Raw genomic sequence first — 25473 nt, 5'->3', positions numbered from 1 at the left:
GCCATAGCATTTCTTTTTTACTCCACCTCTCTGCATTTAAGCATTCTAAGTGTCTTTATTACAGGAACCTTTATTTCGTTTCCGCCCTTTGTAACAGTGATTGTTAGCTTAGAGTGGGAATTCATCAGCCAGCCTCTCACTGCGCCTACAGGAAAAAGTAGCTTGCCTTCGTCCATGTTGCAGGTCTGAGAACATTTTTCACCCATATCACTAATCCATGATACCGTAACCTTGGTGTCAGGGTTATATTCTTTTCTCAGCAAACCTTTTATTATACCTGCTGCACTCTGCTCTACCACTGAATGATTGTCATATAACACATAGCTGTAGTCTTGTGCCCGATTCTCGAATTCAAGATAGATGAAATCTGCATCATTACCATCAAAGACTTTATCAAAGGATACTTCTACTTCATCTCCCTTGGTTGATAAGTTATAACTAATGTCTGGCTCTGTGAATATAGACTCGAGGGTATCCATAGAGCTTCCAAAAGAACCAGCCACCTTGCCAATATCCTCTGCAACGTAATCAAGCGGCAGTGTTACATTGTTGTTCTGAGCAAGTATCTGCTCCCTTGATACACTTCCATCATTAGGTAAGAATAATCTTGCGTTATTATCAAATACATATTCTCCTGATGTTAGCAACCAATGATACAGATAATAATTTCTCAGTGGATTAACATTAAGACCTACTATAGAATCGTTTGCCTTAATATTTTCTATACTCTCCTCTACTGCACCATAACCCTTTATGGTGTTCAGGATTTCCATTACAGAATCACCCTTGATATCACAGAGATAGAACAAGCCAAAACTGTCTACCAAGCCAAAGTAAGAATTATCTCTTCCAAGAGTGTCTACATAGTTGTTTGTACGAGTAACATATTCATACTCGCTCTGCTCGATGAAGCACTCTCCCAGTCTTGGCTTATCATTTGCCACGTACACATATCCCTCAGGGACTGTGTAGCTGGCTTCCATTTTTGAACCATCTCCAATATGAAGTACTCCCTCTGCTGAAACCACAGAAATAATAAATATCGCAAATGCGAATATCCAAAGTGTATTCCTATTTTCGTCTTTAATGAATCGCCCAATCAGAACTATTAATATTACAAAGGCTGCAGTCACCACACCATAGCTTCGTGCATAGATTTCATTGTAATCAAAGCGTACAACTGTATAGCTAAAGGAAACTAACATCATTAGTCCCATTGAAAGAGCTAAAAAGCCATTCTCAGGATTATTGATTCTAATTCTCTTATTTTCTATATATACATTTCCGCTCTTTAAGAACAGCGCCACCGAAAGCCATACAATGGCAATGACAATCAGATAAGAAAGGATATAATACAGGATTACCTTTGCTGGCATATTTGAGATATAGGACAGGAAATTTTCTGGTGCCATCTGTCCAAAGCGAGCCATGCCATCAGCATAAATAGTCTGTGCTCCCATAGCCAGCATATGCTTTACTGTTCCATGCAACCATCCCAATCCGCAGATGACTGGAACAAAACATACTATCCACCATGCCCAGAATTTAACCGTCTTAACGTCCCTTAAGAGCTGGCCTGATTTTGCATAGGTGTATATCTGCCATATTCCAAGTGGAAGGAAGCCAAAACATACTGCTGCACCAAATACCGGATAATAGAGGCCGTGCACAAAGCTGGTCAAAAACCATGCCTTGAGCCATAGATTCTTTTTCTGAATCAGGCTTGGCCATGCCAAAAGCAAGGTGATAGGCGCTATAAGTGCTACTCTGTTGTAATCTGTCATCGTAAATACGATAGAGATTAGAAGTACCCACTCTGCCTTTAACTGTTTTCTCAGTAAATAAACAATGGCTGTCAGAATAAGCAGATAGAATAAATTCTGTGTAAGGTAATAGAATGATGCTAATCCATGTCCAAACACCTTAAACACCCATCCCTGAAGAAGTGGATACATTCCAGATACAGGAATATATTCTGAGAAAGGCTTCTGTCCAAGTTCGAATATCTGCGAGTATCCAATAATATTTTCAAAAGGGTGATGAAGATCTGTTGGCACGATAGAGCCCGTGCCGCTAAATCTGTTGAAGGACATGATAGATGTGCACGCCCCCAGTGTAAGCACACTGCCCAATCCATCAGGGCTATTCCATTCTTTTTTAATCTTCAATACTGCCTCTGCCACGAAAGCGGCAATAATTGCTAAAACTAAAATCAGAGCCCTTTTTGGAATGTTTATCTTATAAAGCTCTGTTCCATACATATAGTTTGAGGTGATATAAATCAAAAGAGTAAAAGGAATCAAAAGCTGTCCTATTAGGATTCCTCTCATATAAACTTTTTCACTTTTCCCAAATAGGAATACCACCATAGAGATAATAAAGGCTAATAAAGCAATCTTCTTCTCTCCTGCTGGTATTGTTCCACCGAAGAACACAAAAGCTCTGTATATGCCGCATATAGCGTATACAGCTATAAACACAAAAGCCGCGCCTGATACAACCAGATCTCTGTTTTTTATTCTGGCTACGGCAGTTATAATCAACGCTCCCAGCACAATCCAGCTTATGGTCTTATATAAAACCAGATTAGTAATAAGAGAAACTGCAAGTCCTACTGTAACAAAGCTGCCCCTGTTCCAAGTCACAGCATCCTCTTTATGTTTTCCGTATTTTCCAATTAAGAAGTAGAGTCCGTAAATAAATGCACCAAAAAAAGAGAACAAATAAAACATTGTTCTCTCAGCACTTTTATTACTGCCATCCATAGCAGTAAACTCCACTACAATATCCGTAAACTTCTGATTATCATTTCCTGTCAGGGCTGAATATACCAAAATAAGTATGGCACCTAAAAACATCATGCCGGCAAAAAATGATAATCTTTTTTTACTAGTATCCTGTAATAGATTTTGATCCATATTTTCCTCGTTTAATTTTTGTTCTCAACGCTATCGTAGTTGATTATATTCTTAATGACATACTGTGGCGAATTATTAATGCTTATAAAAATTCGTCCTACGTACTCACCTATGAGACCTAATACTAATAAGATTAAACCTCCTAAAATAAGTAAAACAGCCATTGTAGAACTCCATCCAAGGTACTCAGTAGGAGCTACGATTTTACGAATTATTACATATAAAGCGTATATAAATCCTATAAATGCAATAGCACTTCCACCATAGGATGCAATTCGAAGAGGAAGTATTGAGAAGGATGTAAAACCATTCATCCATAATCCAAGAAGCTTCTTGAAATTATAGCCTGATGCTCCTTCAGTTCTTTCTCTATGATTTACCTCTACATTGCAAATATTTCTTGTAGTTCTAAGAACAAGACCGATTACGTATGGATAAGCGCCCTTATAATTAAGCATTTCATCCACAATATATCTCTTTGCAGCAAAGTAGCTAGAGATATAAAGCTCCTTTGGCTTTCCAAGCATTACCTCAGTCATCACTTTATTAACATGACTGCCCCAGTTTCTAAAACCAGAGTGCTGCTTGTGAGCATACTCGGCATAAGCCACATCATAATCTTCATCAATCACCTTTGCTAATAGCTTGTCCACTTCATTAGCAGGTGTCTGACCATCATCATCCAAGCAAATCACAATATCGCCTGAAACAAAATGGAAGCCTGCCATCAGTGCAGCATGCTGACCGAAGTTTTTCGCATGATTTATACCTATTATATTTTCATTCTTGCTGCATAGATTTCTGATAGTACCCCAGGTATTATCTGGACTGCAATCATTAATCAGTATTATTTCGTAATCCTGATGATTCATCTCAGACATCTTAGCTTGAATTTCATCAATTACTTTACCAAGTGTCTTTTCGGATCTATAGCAGGGAATTACAAATGAATATTTCATGTTATCTACTCCGCGTTCTCTACTGACATAAACAACACTTCTGTGTCTACACCATCGATTTCAATATATTTTTTTGCCCCATCTTTTTCAGGTCTGAATCCAACTTTTTCATATGTATGAATAGCCCTGTCATTAGAAGCAAGAACTCTAAGATAAATCTTCTTTAGACCAAGTTCCTCGAAACCATATCGATTGATTAATCTGGCGGCCTCACTTCCGCGTCCGCCGTTTAAATAATCAACCTCTCCAATAAGGATTCCAAATTCTCCATCCTTTTTATCCTGATCAATCTTCTGTAAATATACTGAACCTATCTTCTTATTGTCATTTTTGTCCCATATGATGAACTGAGCAACCTTACCAGTTTCAACCATATTTTTAATCCAATTTCTTTGGTCTTCAACTGTAAGGTCCTTTCTGTAAATGAAACGTGATTTTATCAAATCACTATTTCTCCATCTAATATAATCCTCACAATCATCATATGTAATAGGCGTTAAAAAAACTCTTTCACCTTCAATTTTCATTATTACTTGCCTTCATAAAACTTTCTAACAGTCTGGATTACCTTATCTCTGTCTTCCTTAGTAAAACCATAGTAAAGTGGTAATCTGACTAAACGTTCACTTTCCTTTGTAGTGTAAACATCCTCGCCACTAAATCTTCCGTACTTCTTTCCTGCTGGTGCTGAGTGAAGTGGGATGTAGTGGAATACCATGAGGATATCATTTTCCTTAGCAAAGCTGATAAGAGCTGTACGCTCCTCCAAATCCTTACACTTAAGGTAGAACATGTGAGCATTGTGCTCGCAACCTTCTGGAATAGTAGGAAGCTCAATCTTGCCTGCATCTGCTAAATCCTTGAAAGCTTTGTAATACTCGTTCCAAGAATTCATTCTGTCATCAAAAATCTTATCCGCTTCCTCAAGCTGACCGTAAAGGTATGCAGCATTAAGCTCTGAAGGAAGGTATGAAGAACCAGCCTCTACCCATGTGTACTTATCAATCTGTCCACGGAAGAATTTTGCACGGTTAGTACCCTTCTCACGAATGATTTCAGCAGGCTCTACCATATCCTGATTCTTGATAAGGATAGCTCCACCTTCACCCATTGAGTAGTTCTTTGTCTCATGAAAGCTGAAGCAACCGAAATCACCGATTGTGCCAAGAGCTTTGCCCTTATATTTACTCATAACACCCTGAGCAGCATCCTCAACCACCCAAAGGTTATGTCTGCGCGCGATATCCATAATCTTATCCATCTCGCAAGCAACACCTGCGTAGTGAACAGGCACGATAGCTTTTGTCTTTTCTGTAATAGCAGCCTCGATTTTGTTCTCATCGATATTCATAGTATCAGGACGAATGTCTACAAATACAACCTTTGCTCCTCTGAGCACGAATGCATCTGCTGTAGATACAAAGGTGAAGGATGGCATAATAACCTCATCACCTGGCTGAATATTACATAAAAGTGCAGCCATCTCTGTAGCATGTGTGCATGAAGTTGTGAGAAGAACCTTTGGTGAACCTGTCTTCTCCTCGAACCATGCATTACATTTTTTAGTATATTCGCCATCACCGCAAATCTTGTGCTTAGCAATAGCGTCCTTAATATATTTCTCCTCTGTTCCAACTAATGGTGGTACATTAAATAGAATCATAGTTATACCTCGCTTGTTTAAACGTTTGTTAATTTAACATAGTGTATACTATACGCTTTTTAATTTTAAAATCAAATATCTGAAGGAAGGTACTTTCTAATGGCACCATCCATATCACTCATAATAAAGTAGCCATATCTGGTAGAGCTATCTGTAATCTCTCCCTCTAGGCTGTCCATGATTTCATGCTCTATTACAGCTTCTGGCATTTTTCTCATGGCTTCATCCATAATATCCTTGTCTTCCTGACTAAAGACATATCTGATGATGGCATAGCCCTTTTTAGTATGAGTAACCTCTGGCTTCTGACCAAGAGCAATATCTATTACCGCCTTTACGAAGTCCACTCCTGTGGAAAGCTCTACAAGGCTGCTGCCGATACAGTCGCCACCCATTCTGCCACCGATTTCGATAATACGAATATTTCCGTCCTTATCTATCTTTAGCTCAGAGTGTGAAGCACTGTTTTTAATCTCAAGACTATCCAGTGCATGGAACACTGTATTCTTTACCTTTTCAGCCATTTCAGGTGTAAGGTTTGCTGGCTCACTGTGTGCTGTCTCAATAAAATGAGGTGCTCCTGTTGTAAACTTTCTAGTAATGGCTAATAGTGTATGCTCACCCTTGTAACTAACGCACTCGATACTGTACTCAGTGCCTGTAGCAAATTCTTCTATTAAAGCCGCCTTTTCAAAGCCCACTTCCTTTGCAGCCTCGATAGCTGCATCAAGCTCTGCAGGATTATCCACTCTTGTGATGCCTCGGCTACCTGAACGATCCAAAGGCTTTATAATTACTGGATACTGGAAATCCACTCCCTGGTAATCCTCTTTATTCTGTACCTTTACGCATTTTGGAGAAGGATCTCCATTCGCTTCGAAGGCTGCTCGCATAGCCCATTTATTTGTGGACTTTTCCGTGCACTCAAGACTGTTTCCCGCCAAGCCCATGTGGTGTGCTACATAATTCACTGGGACTGTAGCAAGGTCGGATGCGATGGTACAAATGCCATCGATACCAATCTCCTGACACTTTTCTAAAATCTGTTCTTTTTCAACAATACTTATTGGATAAAAGTAATCTGCAAGAGTCTCGCCAACATCTCCGGCAGCCCATGCAAATACATGCGTCTCATATCCAAGGTCTTTTGCTTTATTAATCAAAGGCACTTGTAAGTACGAAGCACCTATGATTGCTAATTTCTTCAATTAATTCTACCTCTCTTCGCTGTCATCATTCAGAATCTGTCTGATAACAAACTTTGGTCTGTCCTTTGTCTGGACAAATATATTGCCCACGTAGATACCAACCATTCCTATAGTCATGATAGTAAGTCCTCCAATCAGAAAATTGGAAGCAACTATACTAGACCAGCCTGGATCCACATCTGCAATAAAATACTGAATCACAATTAAAATTATAGCAATAAACGACAGTAATGTCATTCCAAAGCCTAAGCCCACAACCAGTCGTAACATTTTATCAGACTGTGAAGTAAGAAGCTCGATGGCAAGATTAACCTTTTTCTGAAAGGTGTAGGAGCTTTCGCCCTCGAATCTTGCATTGTGCTCTACATCAATAGCTGTAGTTCTAAAGCCCAGCCATTTGATATACATTACGTAATCACGATACTGCTCTGGCATAGCACAATATTCTTTGATTACCTTTTTGTTTACTACTGAGAAGTTACATAAGGCTCCATCATAGGTACCGTCAGTAGCAAAATTGTAAACCTTATAGAAACGACTAGCCCAGAAAAGCTTTATCTTTGAATCCTGTCTGTCAGCTCTTCTAGCGAAGACAACATCATAGCCTTCCTGCGCTTTTGCATATAATCTAGGGATTTCTTCTGGTCTGTCCTGCAGATCGCAGTCCATAACGATAACCCATTCACCAGTGCAGTGATTAAGTCCTGCAAGGATGGCATTCTGCTGACCAAAGTTACGCGAAAGCTCAATTCCCTTAACGTGAGAATCCTTTGCGCATAATTCCTCGATTACTTCCCATGAATTCTCTGGACAATTATCATTTACAAGAACGATCTCGTACTCAGTTGTCATGGCAGAGAAAGTCTCTGTCAATCTTCTATGTAATTCTGGAAGTGCAGCTCTACAGCCATACACCGGTATTACTGCTGAAAATAGCATTTCATTTCCTCTTTTCTATCTCAATTTGTATACTACAGTGTCATTAAACGAATATACTTTCTCACAAGATTGCTCCTGTAAAAATCTTTCAATATCGTCATCTATTCTGACTGCTACATATTTAGATGATAACTCATCAAAATTATCTTTTATATATTCATTAAGGCAAAAGTTAATTCCCATTCCTGCTGGAAGCGCCATCATATCCTGATGATTTACTGTTCTGGAATAAATCACTGTGTTATCCCATTCATCCTCAGCAATCGGCATCAAATCTGAAAGTTCCTTCTGAGCTGTGAGATATAGTGTTTCTCTTTCGCCATCAGCATCAATGGACAGTTGCTTAAAGAAGCTTTCTCCGTCCAGCCAGAATAATAATGCTATCACTATTACAAATGAAATACAAACTGGCTTTTTATCTTCATATAAAGGAATCAGCATTAATCCTGCAATAGTAAGCGACATCAACTGTCTGGAGCCTTCCTTGGCATTATAAAGGACAAACATGGATGCAAGCACGATTAATAATGCTGCTGCAACAGAAATAAACATAGCATTCTTATTCCTTATACCCTTTACCAAGGTCCATACCATAATAGCAATATAACCAATATACCAGCAGCCTCTCATGGACTGAAGCTTTACCGCCTCAACCATGTATTTCAGTGCTTCTATTACACCTAGTATACCGCTCTTTATTAATGACTTTATGCTAAATAATGCTTCGCCGCTAATATCTCCTCCAGCCATATATGGAGCCTCCAGATATTTAGCTAAAAGAATAAAGCCTATTAAAGCAACAAACATTAAGATTATCTGGACAAGCCATTTCTGCCATTCAATCCTCTTGTCAGCCTTTATAAACATGGCCACCAAAATCAACACACCAAATATTCCATAAAAGCCTCTAAGCAAGGTAAGCCATATCATCATTATATCGCAAATGACCAGCCATACTAACTTAGAATCCTTTTCAAAAAACTTAATGAATGAAATTGCAAACAGTACTACTGACACAGAAATGAATGCTTCTGGTGTTGTTGAAAAAATATATCTGCTTCCACTTAAATATGCAATAAATGAAAGTGATGTGAAAATCTGCTGATTTAAAGTCGGCTTTAAAACTATCGCAAAAAAGCCAAATACTAAAATCCATAAACAAAGATTAAATATAACTGGAGTTCCAAAGTGCCAACCAAATACTTTGCCTACCAAATAATATGGAATCAGGTTTGCTGGTGTCCATCCACCAAAATTTCCATATACTGAGTGGCTCTCGTTATATCCAAAGAAGCCCTGTGGAGTGCCAAAATGTACCATACCTTCGATTTGCTTATAGTACATTGGCTCATCATTCCAATTTGTAGTTGCCAGTGAAAAATCCCATGGTGCAATTCCCTGACTCAAAAGCAATAACAAGCATCCTACTATAGGAGTCATTACAGCAATCAGGAAAACCCATATTTTTTTCTTATCACTCATTAATTCGCTTCACCCATTTTAACAATTACTTTATTATCGATTATAGCTATGCTTCCCTCATTAGGATATGTAGGCATAGCCTGTACCTGTGGCAGGCTGGTAATCTCTTCCATATCCTCCATAACCATTTTTTCATTTCCGATACCAAGATGGTCACGGGCGAACTGAATATTCACACCGTAGTTAAGCATCTCTTCCAAGGAATTATAATACTTTTCTAACTGAATACCATCAAGCTCTTCTTTTCTTGCAACTTCATTGATAGTCTCATCAGCTATATTATTAAAGCCTACAAACACAATCTCCATATCATCAGAAAAACCATCTGTAGCTTTAATATTTGCAAGAAGTGCTGTCATATACACCACAGCCTGCTCTTGGAAAATAGCAGCCTTGTTGTAGGCAGCATTATCGAGATATACATATCCGATAGTCACAACTGATGTGCAGAAAATCAAAAGTAAAGATGTGCACTGTGCTGCTTTGTTTACTAGTGCGTTCTCAAAGCCTTCAAATCTTTCTATGAGAATCAGCGGAATAATAAATACAAACACTTCTGCATAAATCATGAGTGTAGTAACTGCAAACATATCGCTGGTAGATAAGAGATATACCACCATCATGGCTACAGGAATAAGCGCTGCGCCCACGATTGAAGAAAGCTTCACTGCAAGCTTGGCCTGTGATTTGATTAAAAGCATCACAATCATCACTACAGCTAAAATAAATATTAGTAGTGAAAGCATTCTAAGATATCTTAGAGCGTTAATTCCTTCCATTCTGAATGTAAGGAAGTTTTTAATAGCATTAACAAATACCTTTGGGAACTTTGCGATGTTATATGGCTCAGTCCATCCCTTGTAGTCGTTTGGGGTAATATTCTTTACCTTCATAAATATCTTTGAGATTACGGCCCATATACCAAGGCCTAATCCAAGCTCTACTAAAGATGATACACCTGCTATAGCATATGCTGCTACAGATTCTGTCTTACCATCGATTACATCCAGCAACATCTTTACAAGGAATAATGTTACCACCACTCCCAAATATGCCTGATAAATACTAAGTGTAAGTGCCAGCCAAAGGGAACTGATTATAAGGCTCTTTACTGATAATTCCTTTGTAAGCACCCTTGCAGCCTGGAAAGCGAAAATCAATCCAAGGAAATATGGCCAGCTTGTAAACATGAAGGAGAATACACTTGTGACCATTGGGAACACCACCATGAGACCGCCAATAATTACTGCTACAAGCTTTGACTTCACCTCGAATATATCCATGAGAAGCATGGCTGCAATTCCAATGAATACAATGGACATAAATCCATTAAACAGAGGAAGTGAAAAAGTCTTTGTGCTTAATACCATAAGTTTATAAAGAATTCCAAGCCCCCATCTGTTTACCTCGTAAGAGGCGCCAAGATCAAAAAGACAATGGCTGTTATCATGAACTGAAAGTCTGTTGGTCAATACAAAGCCATGAGCTAATAATCCAAAGATTATTGCAGAAAAGAAAGCATACTTCTGTGCCTCTGCTAATCGACCAATGAATTCCTTAATTTTTAATTCGATGGTATTTGTTACGCTCATCTTATTATCCCTTCTTACGTCTGAAAATGATAATCATTCCAATAAATGCAACCCAGCCTAATGCTGCAACAACAAGTCCCAGCTTAAGCCCTGGTGTATAGTAGCTAAACTCTACATTATGATTTCCTGATGGAACCTTTATAAGCATCATTCCACCAGACTTTATTATCTCTGTTTCCGTTCCATCTACTGTGGCTGTCCAGCCCTCATCATATGGAACGCTGAAATATACGTATGTGTCCTGCTCGTAGCCTGTGACACATTTCATTCCATGGCCGTCCTTAGTAAATCCAAGAACTGAGCCATAAGTGTTTTCTACAACATAGTCATCAATAGATTTATCAAAATCTATGTCAGTAGCTTTTGTTTCTGTTAAATCAGCCTTTATATCAGCTGTAATATCTTCCTCTGCCAGCACTGCGCTATCCATAAGCGCAATTGCACGCTGATTTACTGGAAGGCTCTTTAATTCATCTAATGTAATGTAGGAATCTACCGCAAAGCCGATAGGGCAGGCTCCTGTCTCCATAAGATATGCCTTGCCTAAATCTGTGTCGTACTCAGCCACTACTGTTCCAGCACTTTCCTCATACATCAAGTAGTACTTTCCGCCAAGTAAAGCTGCCAAACCTGGAACATCATTCTTTGGCATTCCCGCCACATTGTGATAGTAATCAAAAAGATCCTCGAACTCTATAATGCTGTTTGCATTTGTGGAAGTCTGATTGGTGAAGCCTGCTACATGAGCCTCCATACTGATCAGATTCATAGTATTGTTAAGTCGGTACTGCTGGCTAGGTAATTCCAGCTCTTTTGCAATATCATACTTTTGCTTGTAAGCCTGATAGCCCATCCAGTCGCAGGTCTTATATATGTATGTGGTGCATAGCATAAGACCAAGAGAAAACATGCAAACATTCGTAAATACGGTTTTATAATAGTCTGCTGACTTAGCTACAATCTTATAGGTTGCAACGGCACCAATTATTGCTAGCGCTACAAACGCGTAGAATCTTATTGGCAGACGAATCCATTCATTGTCCTGCACCTTCAAAGCATTAAGAATATTTATTAATACTACATATGCCGCGATAGCGATAATATAAATCCTTGTTCCTAGCTTCGTAGCCTGAACATCAGGATCCTCAAGCATTCTTATAGATGCAAGTGCCACCATAAGGCTGAACATATACCACCATCTCATCTGTGCTGCACTGTACAGATAAAATAAATCACTGAGAAGTGGAATAAAGCTGGCTATAGTGCAGAATACAATTATTCTTGAAAGCCAGTCTCTCTTTCTAATAACATAAACTATCACAAGCACAAGTCCAAGAAGTGGCATGTACATTCCATGGCTGGAGAAATTCTGTTCAGAGATGACGCTGACAGAAGTCATAGTCTCCACTGGAAGCAGTAAGCTCTTTAGGATATACATGTAATCTGCAAGAGTGGTATGGAGCATGTCGATAATGCCTTTAAACTGTCCTGTTCTTGGATTACCTTTAACATATATGATGTTTGGAATAAACATAAAGGCAGCCATGGCCACACCCAGTATGCCACAGCCAACGCATTTAATTATGTCTGTTATAAGTGTCTTAATATCCTTGCTAGCAAATCTAAAGAGATAATAAATAACAAGGAACACTACCTCTCCTATAAAGAAGAAATAGTTGATAAAGCAATTTAAAAATATCGTAAATACGAAGAGTCTACAGTCGTTCTTTTCCTTAAAGATTTCCAAGCCAATCAGCATCAATGGGAAGAAGATGATGGCGTCATGGAAATGATAGAACAACATGTTAATTAAAGAGAAGCCTGAAAATGCATAAAGCACTGAGCCAAGTACTGCCCACTTGCTATCGTTAACAAATCTTCTCAGATACAAGCATGAGGTCACACCTGCAAAGGCGAACTTGAGCATGAATAACCAGCCTACGATGTATGGGAATACATTTGCTGGAAACAGCATGCTAAACCAAAAGAAAGGACCACCAAGCTCATAGAAGCTGTAGGCCTGGATGGTAGAGGTACCTAAATCCACATCCCAACTAAAGCCTCTAAAGCCACCGTCTAACAAGGCGTTATGTAATCCGATTGTAAATGGAATCTGCTGATCATTAAAATCATTTGTTAACACAAAAAAACCCTTGCCCTTTATTACCAGTGGTAATAAAGCAAGGCAAGCTATTATAAAACATATGATAAATGATTGGACGTAATCTCGCTTAATCCATTCTTTTGCTCTAGTCTTCATTATTTATTCCTTATATTAATCCCATGCTCTGCTTAGCAATCTGACTGTAAGAGAAGGCTTTCATTCCCTTAGTTTCTGCTATCTGCTTCATGTTATTGTATTCTTCAGGTGAATTGAGGACCGAAGTGATAACCTTTTCCAATTCCTCTTCTGTATCCTCATAAAGGAACTTCACATTTCCACCTAAATCCACATGGGTGGTTCCGTTCCAATATTTACAAATCATTGGCTTTCCAATGCCAACCACCTGCTCCCAGAATACTGAATGTCTACCTGGGAACACTACCAAATCAGCACTGCCATAATACTCCAATGTCCTGTTGGAATCAATCCAGCCTATGTACTGGCAGTTGTCACTGCACTGCTCCTTTACAGCATCCTTTAGCTCATCTACTACCGAACCAAATACAATAAGCTTAATCTTTGGATTGGCAAGCTTATTTACAGTCTTCATAAGAGTAACTGTCTGGCGCTTAGCCATATCTATCTTGCCGCCAGTGATGATAAGAATATCATCCTCGGCAATACCGTACTGCTTTCTGATTCCTGAGCGAGTCTCTGGCGCCAGCGCCTTTGGCACCTCGTCATCATCTACACCCATTACCAAAAGCTCCAGCTTTTCTGCAGGGAGACCGTAAACCTCTCTAAGGAAATCTACTCTTGCTGGCATAACACCATAAAACTTTGTAGCGTAAGGAATAAGCTTTCTAGCATAATGCTTCCATACTATTTTATGAAGAATATTCTTTGATACAAAGTTTGTAGCAGAGTTGGAGAAATCAGCATGATTGTCAGCGTATACTGTCACCTCCGGATGCTTTTTCACATAATCAACTATTACAGTGATATCCTGAAAGCTAACGCTGTGAAGAAAAAGAATATCTGGCTGCTCCTTTTCAAGGGTCTCTGCCAAGCCTACGAATCTTTTTAGCTTCTTGGTAAATTCGTCCTTTCCTTTCATAGAAAGGCGGATAACCTTTACTCCGTCAGCATTAACATATTCATTTCTGTCATCCCAGACTACATTACCCTTATCATCATTAATCCAATGGGAAGTAATATCTGTGACCTCCATTCCCATTTTTTTGTGATATTTGGTAAGAAGCTGGTCTTGATAAGACCAGCCATCTGTGAATAAACTATTTAAACTTATGTGTACGATTTTTTTATTAGTATCCATTTTACTCCTAAAAAAATGATTGTTATTAAGCTAATCATTTCTGATATACGCCATAATGTTGGCTCTACAAAGCCTACTCGAATCTTATCTGAAAAACCTTCTGCAACAGTAATGCTATACTGGTTATTCTCTGTTGACTCGAGTGTCAATTCCCTATTATTCGAATCATATGCGTGAATATATTTATAATCGAAGATTGGAACTAATATAGTGGCCTCATCTTCTGACGAATTGACTATATTAATCTCTCTCCAACGACCATTATAACCAAGATCTTCTACTGTTGCCTCTCCTGTCAAAAGTATTGCTTCGGAAGCAAGTTTTTCTGTATCAGTTCCATATTTCAAATATAATCCATCTGCGATAGCGTCATGTCCTTCTACAGTCTGGATTGTGCGATTGTAGCATGACAGTGTATACATGAAGATTCCTGTCTGTAGCAGTGCTACAAATAATACTGCTAATAGCACGCAGGTTTTAAAAATCTTATTCTTTGCCAGCGAAATCTGTTCGCTAAATATCTTTAAGGCATACACACCACAAATATTCCAGCAAACAGTCTGTATCACTAAATATCTGCTAGGATACTGTACGCTTCTCATTATATTTGAAATTGCATTATCTCCAGCAAATACTGACCACGGAAAATATGCCGTAGACATCCATGCTGCTATAGCTCCGATGCCAAATACTGTGCATGCTAATCTAAACGACTTTTTCTGCTCATCATTAACAATAAATTTCTTTTTAAAAGCTATCAGTAAAATCATCATAAATAATGATATTACATGAAGCATTCCTATTCGAAGATACTCTTTACCTTCGCTAGACCAATCTACTCTGGCTCCTTTGGCCTCTGGGAAGAGCCCCAGAATCTGACTAAGATATAATCCATTCTTTTGAATATTTACACCTACAGTCTCTACACTTGCATTGAAAACATAAGATGTATAGCTATCTATAAATGGTATTAAAAAGAATGCATTTATAGCTAATACTAAAAGTAGTGCCAGCAATAATGGCTTAATATTGTTAATAGTGTCCTTAAGGTACACTATAATAAATACAAGTACTGCCATTGCTATCATGAGCGTTGTAAGTACATGAGACTGGATAATACCAGTAACTCCAATTACTAATGGCAACACTTTTTTGATTGAGCTGGCCTCGCTATTCTCAAAATAAATCCTATATATACCATACACCACAAGTGGGATAAAAATCGTAGCTGTATACTCTCCCACTGCTGCACGCATATATACATTAGAGATATAGTATCCAGCCATCATATACATGACAGTTGAGATTAGAAACCAGTATTTATTCTTAAATAGACCTTTGAAACTATATAAGCAAATTCCTGTGCCAATGGCGTTTACTATAATCACATAGATGTTATAGCATCTATAAGTCTCCACTCCTAATATGTGGAGTAACGCAGGTATGTACAGGAAAATATTCCCATACATAATGCTTGATACGTATCCGTTTCCATACCAGCTCAGGGTCTCATATCGCACTGGGAATTGGCCATTCGCTAGTTCCCTAGATATCGATTCAATTCTTCCTAAATGAAACCATAAATCAAATCCATTGTAGATTCCACTTCGAAACGCTGGAATAGAAATAGCTAATATCACACCTGCTATTACCAGCAAATACAGGATTTTATCTATGCTTTTATTTTTTTCAGGAATTCTGGTTTCCATTCTAACTCTGATCCCTCATCTTCATCTGTAGCAGATTTGCAAATCATTCCATAAATGAACATTCCAAGTATGAAAATATATTTACAATTATATGCAGCTGCCTCAAACATAAAGTGATAATTGAATAATACAAATGCCACTATTAATACATAATCTGAAAGCTGCTTATCTTTATTCTTAATAACCTTTATAAGACAAACAAATGCCCATATTTCAAAGGCTAGTAACAGACCAAATACAATAAGTCCGTAATCTCTATCAAAATCCAGCCAGGTATTAAAGGATGTAAGTACGCCCGACTTATTCTCGTGAGCCCATCTCCAAGAAATACCAAACTGCATTGGAATCTTGTTTTCCTTTTCCCATGCTCTGTAGAGTCTAAATTGTGTGTAATAGATTAATCTAAGAGCTTCCTTGATATATGGGATTCTATTATTCTTAATAAATGATGCAAATACAGCTCCTGTAACTATAGTTGGAATAATTGCTGTAAGAGCCTTGTTAAATCTTATCTTATATAATACAAATCCAGCCACTAGTGCTATAGGAATAATCCAAAGGCCAGTATATGCCCCCTTCTCAACAATTACCTTCTTGAAAGGATCCATATAATAACCTGCTACGTAGTATTCTGTCTGCTTTGAAATGTGTCTCATATAGATTGCAATAACTATGCTGATACCACAAACAAAGGTTAATCCAATATTTCTCCATTTCCCTTTTGGACACATTGAACCCGCTAAAAATGCAAAGGCTGGTAATATCATTGCTGGAAGCATCTTTATTTCATATACGTACCAATCCGTATATACGATACCTATAAATGCAAACATTAAAAGTGAAAAGGTGCAGACTACATGTCTATATCGGTTCCATGAATAGGTTGCTCCTAAGCTTGTGTAATCTGCAGAATCGGCAACAGCATATATTCCACTTACAATACCACAAACAAACATAAATAAGTACTGTACATCCATTGCTAAATAGCAATCTGGATTCATCATAGAAATAATGAAAAACGCAAACTTAGAACCTACCGCGAAAAATACTACCTTATACTTCTTTCCATATTCTCTTATCAGTTTTAAATCTACTATTATTGAAACTATAAGGAACAAGCATAAAAAGGCGAATATCACTATGTCATATTTTCTTCCAAACTCAAGCCAACTGTTATGAGCATATTCCAAAACATATTTATCTGGATTTAGCTTCCAACCACCTTTTTTATACTTAAAAATGCTAATTATTCCACCTTTCCAAGTAAGAAGACGAACATTTCTAAATACACCACCGTCTCTTCCAAGGAACGAATTGTCATAAGCATCTGCAAATCCACCAATATTTAACGAATAAGATGCAAGAAAAAGGGCTATTAATCCTACTATTCCCCAAAGTATATTTTTATACTTTACAATTATTTCTCTATGTCCTATCAACACATAAAGAATAGCCATTGTCAAAAATACTACCACTATAATGAACACTGCTGTTCGGCCAATAAAATATAAATTAATTCCTACGCCTATTGCGCAGGCAATTATTTCAAATATAAAGAATTTTTTATTTTGTTTTCTGACTAGAAAAGCATAAAACAAACCACCAAATAATACTGTAAAACCAATATCGTAGGCATTTCTTCCCCAAAGCTTTGTGTGATCAAAGAAAGCTGTACCACCAACTATTCCGTCACCACCAAATACTTCTAGAATTCTTGAGTAATTCAAAATTCCCTGAATATACATTCCTAAGGCAAACGTAGTTAATACTGTAAACGCTTTTTTTTCCAATACATCTTTTCTATTTCCTACAGATAATCGTCCTAGACAATAAATCATAGGTAGTCCCCATGCATTTGTTGTATAATCCCAATCCTTTCCCATAATTGGTTCATTAATAAATTTATACATACCCATAATAAAGTAAGCCATGAGCAATATAAAAAAGGAGAAGTTAAAAGGATTAATCTTTCTCTCAGGATCAAAAAAATAATACAGGGCAAATAAAACCATTATAAAGAATGGCTTATGTCCTAAGAAAATATCATCATATCCGAATCTTAATGCATAGAAAAATTCCATTCCCAAGAACAACGCAAACATAAATCTCTGCGCTGTTGGTGAGTATAGATAATCCATTAATGTCTTTTTTCTAACGTCTACCATATTTTTCCCTTCCAAGTTTGTTAATTGGCTACAGCCACGTAATACATTCCAAACTGAGCAAATGACATATCCTTAGTCTGCATCCACTCTACATCTTCTGTCGAATCAATTAAGCAGATGTATACGTCTCCAGACACTGCATCATTTACTGTATAATCTGTAAAATCATAACCTTCCCATCGGATAGGCTGTAAGAATTTTGCATGGTCATCTTCGTATTCTACAGTCTCCACATATTTATCAACAGGATATTTGCTGTAGCATAATACAATTGGATGTCTCATTCCCGATACGTGAATGGTGCCATCATACTGCATAGCAAACTGAATAGCTGCCTCTGCGCCTGCAGGCCAAACTCTATCCATCATTTCGTTGTAGTCTGTAAAGTAATATCCTGCAAACAGAATGACACTAACACCGTACAATGCTGTTATCACCGCTACTGTTGCCTTTTTATATTTCTTTACCCAATCTATTACAAAAGTAATTCCTGTTCCAATAAAGAAAATTAAAGGAAGGAATAGAATGTTTAATCTCTGAAAATTTGTCTCGATGGACAAGCCCATAAATATTCCACAGGCAAACCATATCCACATAACAATTGCTTTTGCATTTCTTTTTACTACACTTACAATTAAACCAATTACAAGAAACAGGTTTGAGAAAATGTAATAGGTGCCAAAAATTCTTGTAGCATCAAAGGATACATAATCATACTGTGTCCAAAAATATTTAATAAGTGTTCCTACATTCTTAAGCGATGGCTTTACATCGCCACTTCTAAAATAGCTAAGTCTTGGTATTGAAATAAAACCAGTCTTTATTTCTCCAATAACATCTAAGTTTACTAAAACAAAAAGTAAAAGTGGAGACACAAGAACTCCAAGTATTATCGTAAAAAGTATAATTGATTTCAGAGAAATCTCTTTCTTAACAAACAAATAAATTAGTGTTCCATAAACAAGCACCGGCATAATAACCCATGGAGAGGCATAGCTGTAAATTGCAATAGCTGTAATTACTGCTGCTATTATTGTCTTCCACCAAACGTTTCTTGATGTAATAATCAAATAAAGCGCTATGGTAACAAACCCCACATAATAATTGCAATCAAGTCCCCAACGGCTCATGTTGATGTGCCATGGGCTAACAGTCAACACCAATGTAGACCAAAAGGCCACCTGTTCATTTGCTAGTTCTTTTAATAGCAAATAGAAAAACAATAAAGTGGCACATCCCAGGATTGCCTGTGGAAGTCTTACCGCTACAGAATTAAATCCTAAAATCTTGATAAAAATCATCTGGAAATAACATTGCACAGCACTCATTCCACTACCCCATGTCTCCATATAAACCGGGTTATGGTAACCATGGGAATCCATGCCATAATTCAACATGGAGTATGCTTCATAGGCTGAGAATGCTTCATCTCTGAAATAATTATTATTAGCTGGTATTTTTCCTACAAAAGCAAGCCGTAATACACATCCGATTAAAATAATAATTATAATTCTATTTTTTAAAATATTCCTCGTTACCTTGTCTATCAATTTTACTTTCTCCTACCTCACTTCTCGAAGCTTTAATAATCTTAACTTGTTAATAGAGGGTATCTTTCCGCCATCAAAACTTGGTCTCACCTGTATTGACAAAAATGAATGCGAATCAAAAAGCCAGCCTCGTGCTGCCCCAATAGGTATAAGCAATTTTCCTTCATCTATTTGACATGCTATATTATGTACTTCATTTACATCGTCGACCCAGGATATATATACCATTTTATCCATGTTGTAATACCTCTTTGTAAGAAGTTTTTGCAATTTTGGTCTATCATCCCATAAAACATTTTGATAAAAATAATTATATTGATTACTAATTCCATCAAAATCAAGATATAAATAATCAAATTCTTCACCCTTTATTTTCGAATTAAATTCAATTTTTATTCCGTCATCAGCCTCAACTATCTTGTAATCTATATTTATATCTTTAAATATAGATTCAAGACAGTCCATTGAACTCCCCCATGATCCTGCTGAAAAAATGAGATTATAATCTTCGGCAGCCAAATTACTTGCCTTGTTCTTTTCCCTTGCCTCTTCTACAGTAAATTCTCCATGGTTTGGATAAAATGCATAGGTGTTTTCGTCATAAACATATTCTCCTGAAGTAACTAACCAATGATAAAAATAATAGTTATCTACTGGATTTAGGTTTGTTCCAACAATAGTTCCGTTTTTACGAATTAAATCCACTGTCTCCTGAGCAGCTCCGTACCCCCTTATAGTAGGGTTAATTTCGAGAACTGAATCACCTTTAATATCAAAACAGTAAAAATAAAAGAAATCTGATACTCTTCCCAAATAGGACTTATCTTTGTCTAAATCAATTATTCGTTCATACGCCTGTTCCAAGGAATCGTAGTTAGTATTCTTAATGAAGCCTTCTCCAAGCCTCTTGACCTGATCATTTTTTACATATACAAATTCTTCTGGAACTGTATAATATGCTTCCAGTTTCGAAGCTGATGAAATATTTGTAAAGCCAATTCCACCAAGAACTGAAATCATGAAAATCACATACCCAAACAATATTGCGGTCTTGTAATTATCTTTCATATACCTATCTAATATCACAAGCATTATGATAAAGGCAGCCCAGATTACACCAATATTTCTTTCGTATATAGAACCAGTGCTCAATCTAATTACTGAATAGCTAAATGATATTAACAGTAACAAACTGACTGAGATTGACATAAAGCCTGCTTCCGGATTTTCAATTCTCAGCTTCCACTTATATAAATGTACCTTTCCATTTTCGAAAAATAGAATAGCTGAAACCCATACTACAAGTATTACAAATAAAAATGAGAACAAATACCATAGTGCCAATTTCACTGGTTCACTTGTGATATATGGGAAAAAGATATCTAATATTGGTTGTCCAAATCTGGCATATCCGTCGGCATATACGGTTTGGTCTGCCATGGCTTTCATGTGTTTTACAGTGCCAATCAAATATGGGACACCTAAAAGCACAGGTATACAGCACATAGCCCACCATATCCAAAAGCTTACTGTCTTAATATCCTCTTTAAGCTTTCCTGATTTAACATATCCATATATCTGCCATATTCCAAATGGTAAAAATCCTGCACATACGGCTGCTCCAAAAACCGGATAGAAAAGACCATGAATATAGCTAGTTAAAAACCACGCCTTTAACCACTTATTTTTATCCTTTATCAATTCTGGTAATGTCAGAATCAATATAGAAGGTACAATTAAAGCCACTCTGTTATAATCTATCACTGAAAAAACAAGTGTTGCTAAAAGCATCCATTCGCCCTTAACCTGTCTTTTCAATAAAAATACAATAAGCAGAGTTATAAAAAGAAAAAATACATTTGTAGTTAAGTAGTAGTATGAATATTGGCCATTTCCAAAGAAGTCCAGGAAAAAGCCATGAACTATTGAATACATTCCCGATACCGGAATATATTCTGAGAAGGCCTTCTGTCCTAACTTAACCATCTGGAAGTAGCCAATAATATTCTCGGCTGTATGGTGTAAATCGTTTGTGATAATAGCACCTGTTCCGCTGTATCTATTAAAGGATATTATGGAAACACAAGTACCATAGGCTAAAACATCACTTAGACTATTGGCTGTTTTCCAGTTCTTTATGATTTTATAGATTGCTTCTGAGATAAAGCAAACTATCAGCATACAAACTAAAACCTTTACCTTCTTAGGAACTGGAATATTTATATACTCATTGTTTTCGAATAAATATTTTGAAATAAGGTATGTAAGTAACGTAAAAGGAATGACTAATTGTGCTATAAGAATTCCTCTGACAAATGCTACTTCACTACCTAACAAAAAGAAAAATAAGGCAGAAATAGTTAAAGCTGCAATAGCAATCTGTACTTCTGAAACAGATTTCATGCCACCTTTTAAAACATATAAACGATAAAGGCCACATAAGGCATATACGGTAACAAATAAGAATGCTGTTCCTGATACTACTAACTTTTCATCCTTAGCAGCTATAACAACTGCGAATAGCAAAGCCACAATTGCTATCCAGTTATAGCTTTGATAGACAATCATTTCTATTGCTATATTCATTCCAAGCGCAAGTAATATTAATTTATCAGCTCCTACTCTACCTGATTGCTGTTCTTCATACTTTTTGTTATTGAATAGCAAATAGTAAAGACTTACGAGAATCATTCCTAAAAAGGAAAAAATATAAAATGTATCTCGCTGCGAACTGATATTACTTCCCATAAGGGCAGTATATTCATTTACTACATCAGTAAACACCTGATTTTGATTTCCCGTATAACAAATATACGCAAGCATCAAAGCTGCACTTATGATGAATCCTAATATAATTATTATTCTTCTTTTTACTCCACTCATTTTCCTCGAGTCCTATTAATCTGTTGTTTGTACTATATTTTTATAGAACCAATGCTAGTTTTCCATCACCATCAACTCTATACAGTGATAATGCATTTACTTCATTAGGATTTTCAAATATACCTAAATAGTTTTCACCTAAATTCTCTGTGATACTATAAACAGCTACATAATCATAGGTGCTTGCAAGCAGGCTCTGCAATTCTTCAGTTGATAAACCAGAACCACTTTCGTCTATAGTCTCACCGAAATGCTTATCGCTAAAGACAAAATGTCTTGGCTTTGCTATCGTTTCAAGAATTGGATGGAAAGGAGCATCCTTGTCTCCACCTACAAATAAAATAGAAGCATCCTCTTCAGTATTACTATTTATCTTATCTGCAAGTATATTAACATTCTGACGATACTCTAGTGATGCTTCTACTGATTTTCTTTCTGCAAAAGAATACAGTGTATCGTACTGGCTGTGTCTTACGCTGACTACGATTAATACAGCGATAAGAACCATCACTACTTTGTTGACTCTATCTAAAATGGCATCCCTAAAAAGGAACACTCCGTAAATCAATCCTGTTAATAATACGATTCCACAATATCTGTCAAAAGAAGCCAGATTCTCTGCTTCATATTCTGAGAAACGAGATATGTATAGTGGAAACAGCGACAGAATGTAAAATATAACTGCTACGCTAGGTATTACTGCTCCCGAAATCGCTGTAGTCTTACCAATTCTGCCAAGTCTGTAAAGTCTCTTGCTAAATAATATAAAAGCTATAGCCATAAGAGCCATTATGGCGGCATAGTTAAATCCTAAGCGCTCATAGTAAATATAGCGATAAGTAATTGCTGCTCTGAAATTATCATAAACTACAGTATAAAATGGTGTGCCTTGGCCTTTTATAGTAGCGATGGTTCCTGCTACATCAAAAGGCGCACTAAATTTCTGCTCCGTATGAGATACGCTAAGCTCTAGCTTCCAAAGAAGCTTTGCTACAAGCATTACCTCTAAAGGAATAAGCGCATTAAGCTTTTTTATCTTGTTATCTGTTTTTGTGGATGACAGATAATCTATGCAATAGAACAAGCCGATAAACATTGCCAGATATAGACCAACATCCTTTGCTAATACAAGTGTGCCGCAAAGTAAAGCCATGTAAGTATGGTAAAATCTGTCCTTATTCTTTGTGAGAGCAACTGCTGCAAAGCCACTGCCTCCCATCACTCCAAGAAATGGATCAATGTAAAGGGATGCATATGAATCCTTAAAGAAGTATAAAGGTGCTACAAGAGCTATGAGCCACACAATAGTGCCTGCAAACTTTTTAGCCAGTCCCTTCTCGACTACTCTTATAAATGGCAGCATTATTATCACTGCAAGTAATTGATAAGCGAAGTAACATTTCCACTCAGAAAAATCACCAGTGCAGACCATGTTAACTTTTTCTAAAAGATACTGAAAAAGCGACATAGCTGGTGGGTACGATGGAAATACAGCTGTAGAATTTGGCGCCGTTCCAAATCTATCGATACGAGCCATAATAACGACTGTATCAAGCCAGTGTGAAAACTCATCTGTAGTCATGGCAAGTCTGTCTTTGTTACAGTATGATAACAGCCCAGATAACACGATAAATACCACTGAGCCCGGTGTTATTAGATTAAATAAACGCTGCTTTACTAAATCTGCCTTACCATTTTTGTAAATGTAACAAAACGTATATGCGTATATAAAAAAAGCAGCGGCACAAATAACAAATGCACCTACCTGCAATATGTTAATCATGCCAAACAAAAATAGAATCAATATTATTCCCATGCATGAAATTGGCAAGACCTCCTCGAAAGCCTTGTCAAATCTAAAGCACGCGAATACCGCAAATGCGGATATTATTAAGATAAATAAAAGTATCGACAGCATCTACCTACTCCTTATCACTAAAGATTAAGGTTCTCTGAACTGTATAATTAAATAAGTAAAGGATTATCTCTACTGGTACCTTGATAATTACAGGAGCCACAGCTGGAATCAACGCCGAAAGGTTTGTTACTGCCCATCCGGAAATAGTTCCTGAAATCACTACAAGCACCAGATACTTTGCTAACTGTACGGCACTGTTGCCTTTGCCCTGGAATACTACATTCTTATTCAAGGTGAAATTGATAAGACATGAGCAGGCTCGTGCTATGTAAGTAGCCATCATAATCTTTGCACCACAGGCATGAGCAATAATAAAGATAATGTAATCTATCAATGCCGAAAACAGCGATGCAAAGGAATACTTCAGAATAATGCTGTAAATACGAATTGAATCTCTCACAGGATTAAAATGAGAAGACTCATTATTATTCTCGTAAACTGTCTCTATAGTAACCTCTGTGATATTGACCTTATTTGTCTTAATATCCAAAAGCATGTTTGTCTCGTATTCGTATTTTTCTCCTTCGCAACGAGCTGCTATCTCTAGGAAGGAGAAAGGCAATCCTCTAAGGCCTGTCTGTGTATCCGATACATTGATACCACAAGTCCACTTGTATACCTTGCGGGAAATACCATTTCCCATACGGCTTCTCCATGGCACATTTTCTGTGTCAAAAGCACGACAGCCAAGCACTACATCATTAGGATTCTGCTCCATAGCATCTGCCACTTTCACGATGTCTGCCGGACGATGCTGACCATCTGCATCTACAGTGATAACACCTGCCTTAGCAATCTCAGGATTAAGTAAACAGTAATTGATGGCACTCTTTAGAGCACGACCCTTTCCCTGATTGATAGCATGGGTAACAATGATAGCTCCCATGTCTTTAAGCTGAGTAAAGATGTGAGCGTATTTCTCTCCGCCACCATCATCTATTACAAGCACGTTTTCAAAATAATTAAAGATATCCTTGGTAAGTGGAACCAAGCTTTCAAGTGGTTGATAAGCTGGTATGATAATAAGCTGTTTTTTCATAATATTCC

At 37.2% G+C, this 25473-nt stretch carries 16 protein-coding genes; all 16 read right to left on the bottom strand.

Annotation, left to right across the window (positions count from 1 at the left end):
* Positions 1–17 precede the first annotated feature (17 nt).
* The 16 genes from BMZ41_RS06370 to BMZ41_RS06295 all read right to left on the bottom strand — a co-directional run bounded on the left by BMZ41_RS06370 (position 18) and on the right by BMZ41_RS06295 (position 25465).
* Positions 18–2918, bottom strand: coding sequence for a hypothetical protein (locus BMZ41_RS06370; RefSeq protein WP_090527822.1), 2901 nt, complete (start codon positions 2916–2918; stop codon positions 18–20).
* An 11-nt stretch (positions 2919–2929) separates the two neighbouring features.
* The gene (locus tag BMZ41_RS06365; RefSeq protein WP_090527820.1) at positions 2930–3877 is read right to left on the bottom strand and encodes a glycosyltransferase family 2 protein; all 948 of its coding nucleotides are present in this window, start codon (positions 3875–3877) and stop codon (positions 2930–2932) included.
* A 5-nt stretch (positions 3878–3882) separates the two neighbouring features.
* Positions 3883–4404 carry a GNAT family N-acetyltransferase gene (locus BMZ41_RS06360; RefSeq protein WP_090527818.1) on the bottom strand — a complete coding sequence of 174 codons (522 nt, stop codon included), beginning with the start codon at positions 4402–4404 and terminating at the stop codon, positions 3883–3885.
* 2 nt (positions 4405–4406) lie between these two features.
* A complete protein-coding gene (rffA, locus tag BMZ41_RS06355) occupies positions 4407–5540 on the bottom strand; it encodes a dTDP-4-amino-4,6-dideoxygalactose transaminase (protein ID WP_090527816.1) in 1134 nt (377 codons plus the stop codon).
* Positions 5541–5611: 71 nt separating this feature from the next.
* Positions 5612–6748 carry an ATP-grasp domain-containing protein gene (locus BMZ41_RS06350; RefSeq protein ID WP_090527814.1) on the bottom strand — a complete coding sequence of 379 codons (1137 nt, stop codon included), beginning with the start codon at positions 6746–6748 and terminating at the stop codon, positions 5612–5614.
* Positions 6749–6754: 6 nt separating this feature from the next.
* Positions 6755–7687 (bottom strand): glycosyltransferase family 2 protein, encoded by a 933-nt coding sequence (locus BMZ41_RS06345; protein WP_090167042.1) that lies wholly within the window; start codon positions 7685–7687, stop codon positions 6755–6757.
* A gap of 15 nt (positions 7688–7702) precedes the next feature.
* Complete coding sequence (locus tag BMZ41_RS06340; protein WP_090527811.1) at positions 7703–9169, bottom strand: hypothetical protein; 1467 nt, start codon at positions 9167–9169, stop codon at positions 7703–7705.
* Positions 9169–10761, bottom strand: coding sequence for a glucosyltransferase domain-containing protein (locus BMZ41_RS06335; RefSeq protein ID WP_090527809.1), 1593 nt, complete (start codon positions 10759–10761; stop codon positions 9169–9171). The genes BMZ41_RS06340 and BMZ41_RS06335 overlap by 1 nt, the downstream gene beginning before the upstream one ends.
* Positions 10762–10765: 4 nt before the next feature.
* Complete coding sequence (locus tag BMZ41_RS06330) at positions 10766–13021, bottom strand: YfhO family protein (protein WP_090527807.1); 2256 nt, start codon at positions 13019–13021, stop codon at positions 10766–10768.
* A 10-nt stretch (positions 13022–13031) separates the two neighbouring features.
* Positions 13032–14201 carry a glycosyltransferase family 4 protein gene (locus tag BMZ41_RS06325; RefSeq protein ID WP_090527804.1) on the bottom strand — a complete coding sequence of 390 codons (1170 nt, stop codon included), beginning with the start codon at positions 14199–14201 and terminating at the stop codon, positions 13032–13034.
* Positions 14171–15910, bottom strand: coding sequence for a hypothetical protein (locus tag BMZ41_RS06320; protein ID WP_090527801.1), 1740 nt, complete (start codon positions 15908–15910; stop codon positions 14171–14173). The genes BMZ41_RS06325 and BMZ41_RS06320 overlap by 31 nt, the downstream gene beginning before the upstream one ends.
* Complete coding sequence (locus BMZ41_RS06315) at positions 15874–18075, bottom strand: hypothetical protein (protein WP_090527798.1); 2202 nt, start codon at positions 18073–18075, stop codon at positions 15874–15876. Before BMZ41_RS06315 ends, BMZ41_RS06320 begins: the two co-directional genes overlap by 37 nt.
* Before the next feature lie 20 nt (positions 18076–18095).
* On the bottom strand, positions 18096–19625 hold the full coding sequence (locus tag BMZ41_RS06310; protein ID WP_090527795.1) for a glycosyltransferase family 39 protein: 1530 nt from the start codon (positions 19623–19625) through the stop codon (positions 18096–18098).
* 12 nt (positions 19626–19637) lie between these two features.
* On the bottom strand, positions 19638–22508 hold the full coding sequence (locus BMZ41_RS06305; protein ID WP_090527793.1) for a hypothetical protein: 2871 nt from the start codon (positions 22506–22508) through the stop codon (positions 19638–19640).
* 40 nt (positions 22509–22548) lie between these two features.
* Positions 22549–24426 carry a hypothetical protein gene (locus BMZ41_RS06300; RefSeq protein WP_177184164.1) on the bottom strand — a complete coding sequence of 626 codons (1878 nt, stop codon included), beginning with the start codon at positions 24424–24426 and terminating at the stop codon, positions 22549–22551.
* Between the two features lie 4 nt (positions 24427–24430).
* Positions 24431–25465: a bifunctional glycosyltransferase family 2/GtrA family protein gene (locus BMZ41_RS06295; protein WP_090527787.1), complete on the bottom strand. Its 1035-nt coding sequence runs from the start codon at positions 25463–25465 to the stop codon at positions 24431–24433.
* Positions 25466–25473: the final 8 nt, after the last annotated feature.

The sequence above is a fragment of the Pseudobutyrivibrio sp. UC1225 genome (genome assembly GCF_900115215.1).
Classification (GTDB): domain Bacteria; phylum Bacillota; class Clostridia; order Lachnospirales; family Lachnospiraceae; genus Pseudobutyrivibrio.
This window is presented reverse-complemented; position numbering and strand designations above follow the sequence as displayed.